The organism is Nocardia sp. NBC_00508 (assembly GCF_036346875.1).
Classification (GTDB): domain Bacteria; phylum Actinomycetota; class Actinomycetes; order Mycobacteriales; family Mycobacteriaceae; genus Nocardia.
Map to the genome: position 1 here is coordinate 6,557,242 of NZ_CP107852.1, position 16,103 is coordinate 6,573,344.

General features: G+C 69.9%; 11 protein-coding genes. 8 read left to right on the forward strand and 3 right to left on the reverse strand.

Annotated features, from left to right (window positions below):
• Positions 1–192: 192 nt before the first annotated feature.
• Complete coding sequence (locus tag OHA40_RS29595; RefSeq protein WP_330230120.1) at positions 193–1,008, reverse strand: DUF72 domain-containing protein; 816 nt, start codon at positions 1,006–1,008, stop codon at positions 193–195.
• Between the two features lie 134 nt (positions 1,009–1,142).
• Here OHA40_RS29595 and OHA40_RS29600 point away from each other — a divergent pair, with 134 nt between their 5' ends.
• On the forward strand, positions 1,143–2,330 hold the full coding sequence (locus tag OHA40_RS29600) for an NAD(P)/FAD-dependent oxidoreductase (RefSeq protein WP_330230121.1): 1,188 nt from the start codon (positions 1,143–1,145) through the stop codon (positions 2,328–2,330).
• A gap of 72 nt (positions 2,331–2,402) precedes the next feature.
• Here OHA40_RS29600 and OHA40_RS29605 read toward each other — a convergent pair whose 3' ends face one another.
• Positions 2,403–2,801 carry a hypothetical protein gene (locus OHA40_RS29605; RefSeq protein WP_330230122.1) on the reverse strand — a complete coding sequence of 133 codons (399 nt, stop codon included), beginning with the start codon at positions 2,799–2,801 and terminating at the stop codon, positions 2,403–2,405.
• 445 nt (positions 2,802–3,246) lie between these two features.
• Between OHA40_RS29605 and OHA40_RS29610 the strand changes: the two genes are divergently transcribed.
• Entirely contained in the window at positions 3,247–4,503 is a 1,257-nt protein-coding gene (locus OHA40_RS29610) for a cytochrome P450 (RefSeq protein WP_330230123.1), read from the forward strand.
• A gap of 17 nt (positions 4,504–4,520) precedes the next feature.
• Here the strand turns inward: OHA40_RS29610 and OHA40_RS29615 are convergent, their stop codons facing one another.
• Positions 4,521–5,726, reverse strand: coding sequence for a styrene monooxygenase/indole monooxygenase family protein (locus OHA40_RS29615; RefSeq protein ID WP_330230124.1), 1,206 nt, complete (start codon positions 5,724–5,726; stop codon positions 4,521–4,523).
• 185 nt (positions 5,727–5,911) lie between these two features.
• Between OHA40_RS29615 and OHA40_RS29620 the strand changes: the two genes are divergently transcribed.
• The 6 genes from OHA40_RS29620 (at position 5,912) to OHA40_RS29645 (ending at position 16,071) form a co-directional block, all read left to right on the forward strand.
• A complete protein-coding gene (locus OHA40_RS29620) occupies positions 5,912–8,458 on the forward strand; it encodes a helix-turn-helix transcriptional regulator (RefSeq protein ID WP_330230125.1) in 2,547 nt (848 codons plus the stop codon).
• Positions 8,459–9,475: 1,017 nt separating this feature from the next.
• The gene (locus OHA40_RS29625; protein ID WP_330230126.1) at positions 9,476–10,426 is read left to right on the forward strand and encodes a hypothetical protein; all 951 of its coding nucleotides are present in this window, start codon (positions 9,476–9,478) and stop codon (positions 10,424–10,426) included.
• A gap of 547 nt (positions 10,427–10,973) precedes the next feature.
• The gene (locus OHA40_RS29630) at positions 10,974–12,107 is read left to right on the forward strand and encodes a hypothetical protein (RefSeq protein WP_330230127.1); all 1,134 of its coding nucleotides are present in this window, start codon (positions 10,974–10,976) and stop codon (positions 12,105–12,107) included.
• Between the two features lie 123 nt (positions 12,108–12,230).
• A complete protein-coding gene (locus OHA40_RS29635; protein ID WP_330230128.1) occupies positions 12,231–13,454 on the forward strand; it encodes a serine hydrolase in 1,224 nt (407 codons plus the stop codon).
• Positions 13,455–13,621: 167 nt separating this feature from the next.
• Complete coding sequence (trpB, locus tag OHA40_RS29640) at positions 13,622–14,863, forward strand: tryptophan synthase subunit beta (RefSeq protein ID WP_330230129.1); 1,242 nt, start codon at positions 13,622–13,624, stop codon at positions 14,861–14,863.
• 77 nt (positions 14,864–14,940) lie between these two features.
• A complete protein-coding gene (locus OHA40_RS29645) occupies positions 14,941–16,071 on the forward strand; it encodes a metallophosphoesterase (protein ID WP_330230130.1) in 1,131 nt (376 codons plus the stop codon).
• Positions 16,072–16,103 lie beyond the last annotated feature (32 nt).

Genomic DNA, 16,103 nt, shown 5'->3' on the forward strand with positions numbered 1-16,103 from the left:
GCCACCACGGTCGCGGTCACGGGATGCCCGTTCGCGTCGCGAACCTCCCGACCACCCAGGGAGACAACAGGAATCCCGCCGCGTCGCCGCACCGGCGCCACCTCCTCTCGTCGACCGGGATACCACCGAGCATTCTCTCGGCATGTGCCCCGCTGTCTTCGGAATCGGCGGCAGGTGGTCGGTGACCGACGGTTACGTCAGACGCGCACGCAACGCGATGGCGTCGCGGGGCGCCATCACCTTCGCGTCGTTGTCGAAATAGGTGTACACATCGCCGGATCGGGCCCATGAGCGGATCTTCGCCGCCCACATGTCCAGGCCGTCGTCGGTGTAGCCGCTGACGTAGAGCTCGTCGTGCCCGTGCAACCGGACGTAGACGAAATCAGCGGTGGCCTCCTCGACCAGCGGATACTTTCCCGCCGCGTCGGCGACGACGAGCGCAACGCCGTGGCGGGTGAGCAGTTCGGTGAACGCGGGTGTCACGAAGCTGTCGTGCCGGATCTCCAGCGCGTGCCGCATCGGCCGGTCCGCGTCGGTGCTGGTGTGCGCGGGATCGACGCGGTGATCGTGCCGCCGCGCGATCTCGGCGGCCTGCTCGGTGCTGCGCGGCAGCCGGGTGAGGAAGGCATCGAGCACGTCCACGTCGAAGGGGAAGGTCGGCGGCAGTTGCCACAGCATCGGACCCAGTTTGTGCCCCAGCGCCAGCGGGCCGGACGCGAGGAAGTTCGCCAGCGGCTCGTCGCCGTCGCGCAGCCGTTTCATGTGGGTGATGAAACGGCTGCCTTTCACCGCGAACACGAAGTCGTCCGGGGTCTGCTGCGCCCAGTTCCGATAGCTGGACGGGCGTTGCAGGGAATAGAACGAGCCGTTGATCTCGACGCTGTCGAGCCGCTCCGACAGATAGGCCAGCTCGCGCTTGTGCGTCACTCCCGGGGGATAGAACGTCCCTCGCCAGGGCGGATACACCCATCCTGACGTGCCGATCCGGATCTGGCCACACCCCTCCATGGTGGCAAACCTACGCCGCTACCGGCGAATGGGAGACCACGCCATCTCCGGTGACCGGGGTGCGATGGTCGGCGTCCGCATGTTCCGGCGCGGATCTAGGGTGGTGAGCGGTCGACGCGCGGAGGCGGGACGGTATGGGTGCAGAGATAGTGGTGGTCGGTGCCGGAGTCGTGGGGGCATCGGTGGCCTACCATCTCGCGGCGGCGGGACAGGAACGCGTGACGGTGGCGGATGCCCGGGCGCGCGACCTCCTGCCCGGGTCGACGGGGTTGGCGCCGGGATTCGTCGGACAGCTCAGTGCCACAACGGAGCTCGCCGTGCTGGCGATGGATGGCGTGGCCACCTACCGTTCCCTGGCGCCCACGGCCTTCCGGCAAGTCGGTTGCCTGGAGATCGCCACGACGCAGGCGCGGCTGGAGCAGGCGCACGCCGACGTCGAACACGGACGCGGTCTGGGCATCGAGGCGCAGGTTCTGGATGCCGACACGGCGGTCGCGCTCGCCCCGGCACTGGTGAACGCCGAACGGGCGCTGGGCGCGTTGTACATTCCGTCCGACGGCGCCGCCGAACCCATCGCCCTCACCGAGGCGCTGGTCGCGGCAGCCGTAGCGTACGGAGTGACCTTTCAGTGGGGTACCAGGGTGCGCGCGCTGGAGACCGCGCACGGCCGGGTGGTGGGTGTCCGCACCGATGACGAGGTGCTGCCCGCGCGGGCTGTGGTACTCGCGGCCGGTATCTGGGGACCGGCGCTCGCCGCGAGCGCCGGCGTGCGCTTGCCCATGGTCGCGGTACAGCACCCCTACGTGCGCACCACCGAGCTGCCCGATCTCGATGACACCCCGATCGATGCGCCGATCGTGCGATACCCCGACCACGCCGTCTACACGCGCAGGCACGGGCGCCACTACGGGCTCGGCACCTACTCCCATGACCCGATCCCGTTGGTTGCGGCGGCGGAGACGGCCGAAAGGCCCTACCGGGAGACCGATTTCGGTGCGGCGATCGCCGCGGCGACCGCCTTGGTGCCGACCTTCCGGACCGCGGGCGTCGGGTCCCGGCTCAACGGCGCCTTCGCGCTCACACCCGACGAATTGCCGCTCGTCGGTCCGGTTCCGGATCTTCCGGGCCTGTGGGTGGCGGAGGCGTCCTGGGTGACCCACGCGGGCGGTGTCGGCCGTCATCTGGCGAACCTGCTGCTGGACACCGGCGATCTCGCCGTGGACCCGGCTCGCCTGGCGCCGGATCGCTTCGCGCAGTGGAGCGACGAGCGGGTGTACGCCACCGCGCTCGGCCACTATCGGGGGATCTACGACGCGCACTGACCGCGTGGTCGATGCGAACGCGGATCACGATGGGACACAACCCTGCCGACGATTCGCTGTCGAGCTGGGTAGTCAGCCCATCACGAACGAGGCGGCGAACCACGCCAGCAGGACCAGCACGGCACCGACCAGCGCGCCCGGGAACAGTGCACGCCCGTGTCTGGCCGCGGTGGCGGACAGCGCCGCGCCGACGGCGAATCCGAGAACGCCGCCGCCGACCATGATCCACACGCCCGCGCTCGTGTCGACCCGGCACTCGGGCTTGGACGCACAGATGCCGCCGGCCATCAGGAACCACGGCGCGAGGACCACCGACATCATGGCCAGCGTCGCGGGCAGGAGCCACAGCAGCGCGCTGAGAACCAGATCCGTCCTCCGCGGTGGCGCGACCGCGCGGACTTCGGGTTCGCGCATCGGATAGCCGGAGGGGGTGGTGCCGTGGGAGACCTGGTTGAGGTAACCGTGCATCATGTCTCGCTATCGCTTGTCGGTGGAGTCGACCTGGCCGATGGAAGTTATACACCAGGCTCGTGCGCGCCGAAGTGCTTGTGTCCCCGTCGATGCGAGCGTCCGGCTTCCCCTCGGCCCGCGATGTCGGCCTTGCCCGGACCTGCGTCCCAGCCGCGCCGTACGCAGCGACTCCACAGCATCCGGCCGAGCCGCCCGCGTCGGCGGGTTCGAAGGTCGGCGTGTCACGCGAATCCGGTTGTGGTGCAGCATGAGCGGGTCCATCGCCGCAGGTCACCCGCTGCTACCGATGCCGATGGCATACCTACGTGACCATCCTGTGTGTCGATCCGCATCGCGATCGGAACCTCATGTCGCTGGTGGACCGTAGGACCGAACGACAGCGACGTTCGACGGCCCGCGTCGAGTTCCCGATCGCCGAATTCGCCTCTACTGTGGGAGTCGCGCGTTGACCACGCCCCAGAATATCGTTCCGACCACGAACACCCTTGGCGCACATCATGGTTCGCCCATCGGCGCCGACGTCGAACGGGTATCGCTGCACTCCCCGGAGTTCGCGGCCGATCCGCATCGGGCCTACCGGGACATGCGGTACCGCTACGGTTCGCTGGCGCCGGTGGAGTTGGCGCCGGGCGTGCCCGCGACGCTGGTGCTCGACTATCGCACCGCTGTGCGAATCCTGCACGATCCGCAGCATTTCCCGGCCGACCCGCGCACCTGGCAGGCGAGCGTCCCCGCCGGCTGCCCGGTGCTGCCGGTGCTGGAATGGCGGCCCAACGCGATGCGCAGCGCGGGCGCCGAGCACGCCCGCTACCGTGAGGCCAACACCGCGAGCATCAATGCGGTGGACCTGCATGCCCTGCACGCCACCGTGGAGCGGATCGCTGTCCCGCTGATCAACACCTTCTGCACGGCGGGCAGCGCCGATCTGGTCTCCCAGTACGCATTTCCACTCGCTTTCGAGGTGATCAATGCCCTACTCGGGTGTCCACCGGAGATCGGGCAGGAGGTTGCCGCCGCGACCGCCGCGGTGTTCGACGGTGTCGACGCCGAAGCGGGCAACCGGATGCTCGGTACCGCGCTCCTGCGGCTGCTCGAACTCAAGCGCGCCGAACCGGGCGACGACATCACCACCCGCCTGCTCCAGCATCCGGCCGACCTCGACGACGCGGAGGTGATCCACCAGCTCGTCGTGCTCTATGGTGCGGGCATCGAGCCGCTGCAGAACCTGATCGTCAACAGCCTCGTGCTGATCCTGTCCGACGATCGTTTCGGTGGCCACGTTCTCGGCGGGAGCCTGTCCACTCGCGACGCCTTGGACGAGGTGCTGTTCACCGACCCGCCGATGGCCAACTTCTCGGTCACCTACCCGCGCCAGCCGATCCTGATCGACGATGTGTGGCTGCCCGCGCACCAACCGGTCGTCATCAGCTTCGCGGCCTGCAACAACGACCCGGCGATCAGCGTCGAGAACCACGGCGGAAACCGGTCGCACCTGGCGTGGGGCGCCGGACCGCACGCCTGCCCCGCCCGCAGCCCGGCCTACCTGATCGGCCAGGACGCGATCGACCAGCTGCTGGACGCGCTGCCGGAACTGCGGCCCGCGGTTCCGGTGCACGAATTGACCTGGCGGCCAGGGCCTTTCCACCGAGCCCTGACCGCGCTCCCGGTCGTCTTCCCGGCGACCCCGCCCTGGCAACCGTGATACCGGAGCCGTGACGTTCAGGACGGGGCGCCCGCCGCGAACTGGGCGAGATTCGACGGCCGCGCGAAGGCGGCGGCGAATGCGTCGGCCAGCGTCGAGTCGTGCTGTGCGGCCAGCATCAGCTCGCGCATCGCCGGAGGTGGGTCCAGCACCGTCGCGGTCCACTGCGCCGCGGGGTGGGCGATGGCGGTCAGCCACGGCGCCGCCGCCCACTCCATCCAGTCCCTGTCGTAGCGGCCGCCTTGGCTGCGCAGTATCGCCTCCCCGTAGCGGATCGCGCAGTGAATGGCATTGTTGGCGCCCTGCGCACCGCCCGGGTCCATCCGGCAGACGACGTCGCCGCCGCCCAGCACCGGCCGTCCCGAAGGCAGGGTGCCGACCGGCCTGCGCATCGCCGGTGTCACGGCGCCGACCAATGTCGCGCCGCCGTCGGTCAGCTCGGCGTCGCGGTACCGCTCGGCGAACTCGGCGGGCAGGTGCTGGTCGATGAGCTGTTTGGCCTGCCGCAATCGTTGCGCCGGCGTGCCGTGCTGGTCGAAGACGTCCAAGGCGCCGCCCGGCCGCGCCTCGAAAAGCATGATCTCGCAGCGCCGTTCCTGCCCCGGTCGCCCGGTCAGACCGGGGTAGGAGATCACTTCACCGTGCTCGGGCAGCGCCGTGTAGGCGCCGAGATGCTGCGGATCGGGCTGGACGCCGTCGAGGTACAGCACCGCGAGCCGCCGCTGGGGCTCGGCGGGTACGGTCCACGCCGGGTCGTCCTCGAAACAGGCGGCGAGTTCTCGCGAAGCGCGGGTCACCACCGTCAGGTCGTAGTCGGCGGCGGCTCGGTCGAGTTCCGTCACGGACCGGTCGCCGACTCGCAGGTCGCCGCCCGCGGCCAGGTATTCGCCGAGCCACCGCGCGAAGACGGTCCGCTGGTCCACGCTCTGCGCCGGCCGGGTGAAGCGTCCGGCCCAGGCCGCCACCGCCGTGCGGTCGACGGCCATGGTGAACCGGATGCCCTCGATGTTCGGCGCGGTCGCGCGCCAGAAGCCCAGCCCGGCGTCCGATTCGAGGTCGAGCGTCGGGGGGAACTTGACCTGTGTGCTGGTCACCGTGCCCGCGAGGATCGCTTCGGCATCGCGATCGGTCACCAGCGTGACCGAGCTACCGCCGCGCAGGAGGCAATAGGCGAGGGGTAGCCCGCATTCGCCCGCCCCGAGTACCTGTATCTGTCCCACCATGGTGTCCTTTCGGTCGTGAGATCGACTGCGGCGATAGCGAAATCGTCGAGGAATAGGTGGGTGCGGCACATCGGTAGAGACGGGCCGGGTCGCCGCAATCGCCCGGCAGGCCGCGGATGCGGGCTGGATTTCCGCCGGGCCGCGTGTTCGTGCTCCGGTCCGTGACCCGGCTACGCTGCACTGCTGTGTCGGTAGGACGTGCATCGGGTCAGGGTCTCCCGCCCGCGGCGACCAGCGATTTCGTCGGTCGCGACCGCGAGCTGGAGAAGGTCGGGATGGCACTGCTCGGCGCGACCCGCCTGGTCACCCTGATCGGTGCTGGCGGCATCGGCAAGACCCGGCTGGCGACCGAGGCCGTGCACCGGTTCCACAAGGCGCGGCGGGTGCCGGTGCACTGGGTGCGGCTGGCGCTGCTGTCCAGGGGCGCCGACGCGGCGGCGGTGGAGGAGCAGGTCGCGCGGTCGCTGATCGACGCCGACTTCTCCGGACGGTCGGCGTGGGAAGCGGTGCTCGACACGCTCCGGCGCCGCGACGCGGTCGGGCGCACCCTGCAGACGATCCTGGTGATGGACAACTGTGAACACGTCTTGGACGGCGCGGGCCAGGTGATCGCCGACTTGCTCGACGCGGCGCCCGGGCTCACGGTGCTGGCCACCAGCCGCGAGGCGATCGGCTGGGTCGACGAACAGCTCGTGCCCGTGCCCGCGCTGTCCACCGAGCAGGCGCTGACCCTGTTCCGCGCACGCGCGGAACTGACCGGGCATGCCATCGCTGACGCCGATGCCGAGCAGGCCGCCGCGATCTGCAGGCACGTGCACAATCACCCGCTCTACATCCGGCTGGCTGCCGCGCGCCTGCTGCGCCAGCCGCTGACGATGATCCTGCGTGACCTCAGCGGGGAGGCCGGTGATCGGAGGCTGCGCTGGTCGCACGGTCCCCGTGTCGGCGCCGACGCACGGCATCAGGGCGTTCGCGACGTCATCGGCTGGTCCTACGACCTGTGCCGGGACAAGGAGCGGCTGCTGTTCGAGCGGCTGTCGGTCTTCGCGGCCGGTTACGACGTCGACCACGAGGACGCGAACCTGCCCGGTCTGGATGTCGGCGCGGAACTGGAGGCCATCGAAGCGGTCTGCGCCGACGACCACCCCGGTGGCCTGGCCCGCGCCGAGATCGAGGTCCTGCTGGAGCGGCTGGCGGACCAATCGCTGGTCTCGGTCCACCTGACCGCGACCACGGTGCGCTACTCGCTGCTGGAGAGCGTGCGGGTGTTCGCCCAGCAGCGTCTACGCGAGCGGGGCGCCGAATTCGCGCGATTGGCGCGGCGGCACCGTCGCTACTATCGCGACAAAGTCGTCACGGCGCAGGCCGACTGGTTCGGCCCGGCCGAACAGGATCTGCTGGACTGGGCACGGGCGGCCTGGGACAACCTGCTGTGCGCCATCGAGGGCAGCCTCGACACGCCCGGGGAGGCCGCGGCCGGTTTGGAGATCGCGGTCGGGCTCATCGCTTTGCGCAGCCCGTTCTTCACCGGCTCGTTGCGCGAGCCGCGCCGATGGGCCGAGCGCACGCTCGCCGCCAGCCGTGGCCTGGACCCGCAGCCGGTGGAATTGCAGATCGCGGCGATGGCACTGATCGGGTGGATCAGCATGTGCCAAGGCGTGCACGACGACGCCGAGCGCATGCTCGACGAGTGCATCATCGCCTGCGTGCCCGACCCCGCCGCACGCTCCGGGTGGCGCGAGCATCCCGAACGTGATCTCGATCTGCCCGCCGCGGTCGAGTTCGCCAGGGGCAGCGAACTGATGCTGGTGCGCCGCGACGTGCGCGCGATTCCCGTCCTCGCCCGAGCCCGAACGAAATTCGCCGAGCGGGGCGACCGCGGCGGCGCCGCGATGAGCGAGCTGTTCGAGGCGCTCGCCGCCGCGTTCCTCGGTACGGCGACGCAGGCGCTGGAGATCGCCCGGCGGCATGTGGACAACGCGGAGCGGGCCGGAGCACGGTGGGCCACGTCGTGGGCCGAGCTGGCCTGGGCGATCGCGCTGACCAAACACGGCGACCCGAATGATGCGCTCGCCGTTGGTCGTACGACGCTGAGCAGCCAGCTCGCCATGCGCGATCAGTGGGGCGCTGTGTGGGCCGTCCACGTTCGTACGTGGTCGCTGGCGCGCCTGATCACCGAGGCGGCCGACGTGTCATCGGATGCTGTGACGGAATGGGCGCGTGATATCGCCCGTCTCGCCGGTGGTGCCGCCACGCTGCGACACAAACTCGGTGTGAACATTGCCAATCTCGGACCGTTCGCAACCGAGACCGACGCAGCCGCCGCGGTTGCTCGGGAAGTCCTCGGCGCGGCGGCCTTCGCTGTGGCCGAGCGCGAGGGCGCGCTGCTGCGGCCCGAACTCGGCGAGGTGGCGCAGCTGGCGCTGGGCAGCCTGTCGCTGGAGCGTCTCTCGGTCGACCATCCGGTTCGGCGCGAGCGGCCATCGCGCTGGCAGGAGCTGTCGACCGCCGAACAGGAAGTTGCCGTCCTGGCCGCGGCGGGCTGGACCAACACCGCGATCGCCGCCCGGCGCGGCAGCTCGTTCAAGACCGTGGACGCCCAGATGGCCGCGATCCTGCAGAAACTGATGATCGGCTCGCGGGAGGACGTTCGTGCCTTGGTGCCCGCTGATCGGCGCGCCCAGGTGACCGAGGAAGCCGCACGCAAGCCGCAGCGCACCCGGCGCTCCTGAGACCACCGAATCGGATTGGGGTCGAAGGCTTTCGACGGTGCATAGCTGCCGATTCCGCGAAATAGGCGGGACATGGCGGTATCTCGGCGGCCGCGGTGGTGTGCTCTCGGCTTCGTCGGGGGGTTCCACTTCCCACGATCGCCCGGAACCGTAGCTGTGCTCGGTTGTCATGCTATGTGCGCCAAGCGTCTTCACCGAATGTCATCGGTGATCGAGCCGATCGATGCCGAGGCACGGCGCGTCGCCGTTGCGGCCGGTACCCTGGATACAAGGTTGTCGCGCGGACAATAAGTTACCACGAATTTAGGTAACTAATCCGTCGATTTACTCGGCATTGTGTACCGTATGTTATCGAGGGTTCGCTTCGCTTGTCTGGTGAACCAGGGTCGAGGATGCGGCCCGGCAAGGAGGACTCCGCTGTCTCGCGTTGCGGATGTATCCGTTCCCGAGACACGGACGACGTCGAGGATTGGGTGTGGCCGTATGCGTGTTTCTGCTCCGATAACGGTCTCGGCTTTGGTTGTTGCTGGTGTGGTGGTGAGTAGTTCGGGGGTGCAGTCGGTGCCGGGGGTGCGGGCGCCGGGTGTGTTGACGTCGGCGGGTGCGGGTGTGGTGGCGGGTGGGTCGGGGGTGGTGGGGTTGTTGCCGGTGGTGGTGGAGGGTCCGCGGCGGTTGCGGGCGGTGTCGCCGGGGTCGGGTCGGGTGGGGTTGGGTGGGGTTGGGGGGCGGGAGTTTTCGTTGCCGGGGGTGGGGGGTGTGTTGGGGATTCCGGAGGTGGTGTTGGCGGCGTATCGGAATGCGGAGTTGGCGTTGGGGTCTTCGGTGCCGGGGTGTGGGTTGTCGTGGAGTTTGTTGGCGGGGATCGGGCGGGTGGAGTCGGGGCATGCGCGGGGTGGGCGGACGGATGCGGCGGGGACGGCGGTGGCGCCGATTTTCGGTCCGGCGTTGGATGGGAGTCTGCCGGGTAATGAGGTGATCCGGTCGGGGGATGGGGGGTTTGTGCGGGCGGTGGGTCCGATGCAGTTCTTGCCGGGGACGTGGGGGGTGTATGCGGCTGATGGGAACGGGGATGGGGTGGCTGATCCGCATAATGTGTTCGATGCGGCGTTGGCGGCGGGGAAGTATTTGTGTTCGGGGGGGTTGGATCTGCGGGATTCGGGGCAGGAGTTGCGGGCGGTGTTGCGGTACAACAATTCGATGGCGTATGCGGGGAATGTGCTGAGTTGGTCGGCGGCGTACCGGAGTGGGGGTGGGCCGCGGCCGGTGCCGTTGGCGCCGGGGGTGGTTCCGCCGGGGGTGTCGGGGACGGTGCCGCCGTCGTCGGAGATGACCGCGGCCACTTCGCCTGTCCCGCCTGTGGCGCCGGAGGGCGGGCCGCGGAAGCCGGTGCCGCCGCCGGTGCAGGTGATGATCACCATTCCGGGGTTGCCGCCGATCCCGTGTGGCATATTCTGCCCACCCCCGCCACCGCCGCCGGTGGATGGGTGTGTGGGATATCCGGTTCCGGCGCCGATGCCGCGGGTGGAGCTGCCCGGTGTCGGGTTCGGTCCGCTCGCCCCGGCCGCGCCCGCCGGCGCCGCGCCCGGTCCACTACCTGGGCAGCTACCCGGCCGGGCCGACCCCGAGGCCGCCCGCCGTCCCGGCGATGCGGGCGCAGCTGCGGCCGCCGAGCAATCCTCTCCCGCTGATCAGCAGGCCGCTGCTTGCATCCCACCGGGCACCGGCACCCCCGGACACGACCCCGGACCGGGCGCACCCGCCCACGCCGCGCCGGGCGCACCCGGCGATGAGGCCGCGCCCCCCAGCAACACCGAACCTGCCACCCCGGAACCAGCTACCCCGGGATCGGCCGCCGAACCGGAATCTGCCACCGAACCCGCACCTGCTCCCGCCCCTCAACCCGGCATCACCCTGCCCTTCGGTATCGTCATCCCCCTCCCCGCACCACCGCCCGCGCCGGCGGGTTGATCGAGCCAACCCATACACATCCGGACACCCCAACCCACCGAGCAAAGCGGTGCCACTGGCCGCTCCACCGGTACACGCACCGGAGGCGGCCCGCGAATCGGCGGCGCCCGGATGATGCTGCGGCACGTTGGTCGTGCGCCGACGGACGCCGTCCCCTACACAGGTACACGCGCCGCATGGGCCCGCGAGCCGGCGGCGGATGCTGCTGCGGCACAGCTGGCCGTGCGCCGATGGATGCCGTCTCCTATGCAGGCATTCGCGCCGGACGCGGCCCGCGAGCCAGCAGCACCCGGATGCTGCTGCGGCACAGGACGCGCAGCTGGTCGTGCGCCGACGGACGCCATCCCCGGCGGAGACATCACCCGGAACGCCCCTGCGTGTCGGGTGCGTATTCACTGTGGTGTCGCCGCCCGCGTCCGATCGCTGGGTGCCTCCCGTGGCGGGACCGCGGGCTACGAAACCCGGCGAGGGGAGATCCGGGCCAATCGTTGGCTATCCCCGTGACGAACCTCTAATAGGAGTATTTCGTTCGATTCGAGGTGAACTCATGAGGGCCACAGTCGGAGTATCAGCGGAGCAGACCGTGGTGCGCGGGGTCATGCTCTCGTCCACGGCGCAGCAAGGCGCGCCGCCAACCGTGCTGCGGGAGGTCGAACAGCCCGTCGAGTACTCGGTTGCCGCGTCGATCGCCGCCACCCTCGCGGCGTTGACGAGCGCGGAAGCCGATACCGAGATCGACGACGTCGCCGTTGCGTACCGCACGGGCGCCGAGCGCCGGGCAATCGTGTCGCATCTGTCGTCGGCGGCGTGGGGGTCGCCGTCGCTCGTGTCGACCAAAACAGCTCTGCTGGCGCTGCTCGACGGCATACCGGGCCTGGCGGCGTACGGCACCGTGCTGGTGCTGGAGGTCGTCGGCTACCACACGACCTATCTCGTGGTCGGACCGCGACGCGACGAGATCCTGGCCTCGGACTCCTGGTCCGGGGTCGTCGACGCAGGCACCGCGGGCCAGGCGATCGACCGGATCCGGCCGGCCCTGGAAGCGGCCGGATTGCAGCCCGATGCCGTCCTGCTCTGCGGCTCGTCCGCGGGGCGGCCGGACCTGGTGTCGGCGCTGCAACTCGGACTCGCTACACCCGTGATCACCGCGCCCGACTTCGCCAACGCGGCCGCGTACGGCGCCGCATTGGTGGCAGCCGCCTCCTTCCGCAGCGCTTCAGCGGTAGCGATTCCGGCTGGTCGGCGGCAGACGGGCCGTGCGATCCTGGTCGCGGCGGCCATCGCCGCTTTGGCCGGCGGAGTAGCGGTCGCGGTCGTGCAGGCGCGCGAGGACCGACCAGCCGAAATTCGCGGCCCCGCGGGGCCCGCCCCCGGGCAGGCTCCCATTTCGGAAGTCCAGCCGATCTTCCCGGCCCCCGCGGTCGATCCCATATTCGTGGCGCCCGCCGCCGCACCCGAGCCGGCTCCCGCCCCTCCATACCCCCAACCGCCGATACCGCCCGAGCCGTTGCCTGTGCCGGTCCAACGACCGGTGGAACAGCCCCCGCCCATGCCGCCCGACCTGCCGGGTCAGCCGGGACCTTCACAGCCCCCGCATAGGCCACACCCGACGACAACGTCACCCGAACATGCTCCAGCTCCCGCTGGTGCGTCGAACGACACCCTTCCTCTTGCCCGGTGAGTCCCCACCCCGCCCTGAGCGCCGGCGCCCACCGGTCGTGCAGGCGTAGTGGTGGCAGCAGTCGGCGCCGCTGTGAGCCATCGCGCACCGGCGGCACCCGCGCGTGGCCGATAAGCTGGCCGGGTGAGCGCACAAACGGCCGGATCGGTGGCGATCGCCGAGGACCTGGACGCCGTGACCACCCGCGGCCCCGAGGACGACCCCGCGGACGCCGGGCTCAGCCGCGCGGACGTCGAGTCGGTGTGGGAGTCGGTGCGGGCGTGGTACCGCCTGGGCACGACGCCGGCGATTCAGGTGTGCCTGCGCCGCAACGGTCGGATCGCGTTGAACCGGACCATCGGCCACGGGTGGGGCAACGCGCCCGGCGACGGGCCGGACGCGGTCGAAGTACTCGCCACCCCCGACACGCCGTTCTGCGGTTTCTCGACGGCGAAGGGCGTCGCGGGTGCGCTGATGTTCATGCTCATCGAACAGGGCGCGTTCGCCTTGAACGATCCGGTGTCCAGCTACATCCCTGAATTCGCGGCGAACGGCAAGGCCGCCATCACGATCGGCGACGTGCTCTCGCACTCCGCCGGGATCCCCTTCGTCACGCCGCCCTACCAGGGCGTCGACCTGGTGCTGGACGAAGAGCTGGCGGTGCGCGCGCTGGCCGATCTCGTCCCGAGTTGGAAGCCGGGCCGCTTCCGCGTGTACCACGCGTTGACCAGCGGACTGATCCTGCGTCTTCTGGTGCGGCGGGCGACCGGAAAGCGTCTGCGGGAGCATCTGTCCGAACAGGTGCTCGAGCCGTTCGGATTCCGCTGGACCAGCTTCGGCGTGCGTCCCGAGGATCTCGACAAGGTCGTGCCGAGCGTCAAGATCGGTCCCGGCCCGTCGCGGATGGCAGCATATCTGGCGGGCAAGGCGATCGGCGGGCGGATGGACCGCGCATCCCGCTCGGCGACCGACGCCTTCCTGACCGCCGAGCTGCCCTCGGGCAATCTGATCACCACCGCATCCGAACTCTCGCGCTTCTACGACATTCTCACCCGTGGCGCACCGGACGGCCGGCGGATCATCCGACCGGAGACGCTGCAGGAGGCGGTGCGGCCGGCCCCCTGGATACCGGGCGTGGCCGGACGGGTCAGCCGAGCCGGTTTCGAACTCGGCGCGCGCAGGTCGAAGTTCGGCCGCGACACCGGATCGCACTTCGGGCGTAGCGGATTGACCACCCAGTACGGCTGGGCCGACCCGGCGCGCGGACTGTCCGGAGCAATCCTGACCAGCGGCAAGGCGACCGCCGACACCAAGCGGCCGTGGCAGCTGGTCGCGCAGATCTCCGCCGCGGTGCCCGCCGACCAGTAGCACGCGCCACCGGCACGGGCGTCTCGCTCGTCTCCACCAGTGAGAAGACCTCGGTCATCCGGCAGATCTAGTCTGTTAACTCGCTTGTTGCCAACCTGTCGGGTTGCGCTAGTGCGAGCGGAACAGACTGACCCGTCGGCTTTTTGGCGGTGAAAGCGTTGGTGCTGATGAGTATTGATCACGACGTGGCGGCGAGCGGGTTCCGGTACGCCATGCTTCCCGACAAGCACGGACGATTCGGCGTGTTCGGCGGCAGATTCGTGCCGGAAGGACTGATGGCCGCGCTGCTGGATCTCGAATCGGCCTACCGTCTCGCGCAGGGCGATTCGAGCTTCGTGGCGGAATACCGGCAACTGCTGCGCGACCGGGTCGGTCGGCCTACGCTGCTGCATCAGGTGCGGCGGTTCGCCGAGTTGCTGGGCGTGCCGGGAGTGCGGGTCTATCTCAAGCGCGAGGACATGGCCCACACCGGCGCTCACAAGATCAACAATGCGCTCGGGCAGGCGCTGCTGGCCCAGCGGATGGGCAAGCGACGGATCGTCGCCGAGACCGGCGCGGGCCAGCACGGCGTGGCCGTGGCGACCGTATGCGCGATGCTCGGCCTGACCTGCGTGGTCTACATGGGGACCGACGACATGCGGCGCCAGGCGTCGAACGTGGTGCGGATGAAACTGCTCGGTGCCGAGGTGCGACCCGTCGACAACGGATCGCGGCGGCTCAAGGACGCGATCAGCGAGTCGGTTCGCGACTGGGTGGCGAGCGTGGACACCACCCACTACTTGTTCGGCACCGCCGCGGGGCCCGCGCCGTATCCGCGGATCGTGCGGGATTTCCAGACGGTGATCGGCGTGGAGACCAGACATCAGATCGCACGCGTCGAAGGCAGGCTGCCCGATTACGTCCTCGCCTGCGTGGGCGGCGGCAGCAACGCCATCGGTGTCTTCCACCCGTTCGCCGACGACCCGGAGGTGCGGTTGATCGGCGTGGAGGCCGCCGGGCTGGGAGTCGACACCGGCGCGCACGCGGCGACGCTGAGCATGGGCAGCCCGGGTGAGATCGACGGCTCCTACAGCTACCTGCTGCAGGACGAGGACGGCCAGATCGCGCGGACCCACAGCATCGCGGCCGGACTCGACTATCCGGGCGTGGGCCCCGAACTCAGCCACCTGAAAGACAGTGGCCGGGTGACCTATCGCGCGGCCACCGACGCCGTCGCGTTGCGCGGAATGCAGGCGCTCAGTCACACCGAGGGCATCCTCGCCGCGCTCGAATCGGCCCATGCCGTCGGGCATCTGCTGGAGATGGCCGAGCTCGGCGAGGTGCCCGAGGATTCCGTCATCGTGCTGTGCCTGTCCGGTCGCGGTGACAAGGATCTCGCCGTCCTCGCCGATCGCCTCGGCGTGGCATAACCACTGCTATCGTCGGAGGTACCCATGGCGCCGGGGGAGGGACCGCGCGCTACACCCGCGCACGAGGACGAGCCCTCTTGAAGTACGTCTCCCGCCTGGTCCTGTTCCTGGCCATTCCCGCCGTGTTGTTCCTGCTGCCGTGGTGGACCTTGGTGGCGGCGCCCACCCAGGGCACCGGCTCGCTGTTCTGGCTCGGTTCGGCGCTGTTCGCATTGGCGTTCGGTTACCTGCCCGCGTCGATGTATCTCGGCCATGGATCCGCGCAGTCCGACGCCGCCTCGATCGTCGGCGACACGATGCTCGGCGTGATGTGGGTGGTGTTCAGCTGGTCGGTGCTCGGCAACCTGGCGCGCATCGGGCTCGCCGTCGCCGGTGTCGGCGATCCGGCCCGGTCCCGGATCGTCGCGGCCGGTGTGCTCCTCGCCGCGACCGTGCTCGTGGTGTGGGGCGTGGTCGAAGCGCGGCGGGTGCCGCGGGTCCGCACGGTGGAGGTCTCCATCCCCGGACTCGGACCGGCGTTGGAGGGCCTGCGCTTGGTGGTGGTCACCGACACCCATTTCGCCGCACTCGACCGGTTGCGCTGGTCGGAGCGCGTGGTCGACGTGGTCAACGCGCAATGCCCCGATATCGCCTGTCACGCGGGTGATCTCGCGGACGGCTCGGTGGCGAAGCGCCACGCGCAGGTCGATCCGCTCGGCAAGGTCGAAGCCGAACTCGGACGGTTCTACATCACCGGCAACCACGAGTACTTCGGCGACGCGCAAGGGTGGATCGACCACATGGATTCGCTCGGCTGGCAACCACTGCACAATCAGCACGTGACGGTGCGCCGCGGCGACGACCAGCTGGTGATCGCCGGCATCGACGACCCGACCGGTGTCGGCCTGGCGGGACATGGCCCGGACCTTCCCGCCGCGCTCGAGGGCGCGGATCCGGGCGCGCCGGTCGTCCTGCTCGCCCACCAACCCAAGCAGATCACCGACGCCGTGGCCGCCGGTATCGCGCTGCAGATCTCCGGCCACACCCATGGCGGCCAGATCTGGCCATTCCACTATCTCGTTCGGCTCGATCAGCCCGTCGTCGCGGGACTGAGCCGCCACGGTGACCACACCCAGCTCTACACCAGCCGCGGCACCGGCTTCTGGGGACCGCAGTTGCGGGTCTTCGCACCGAGTGAAATCACCGTGCTCGTCCTGCGTTCGCCGTAGCCGAGCTTCGGGCTCGAAGGACCACGCGGCAC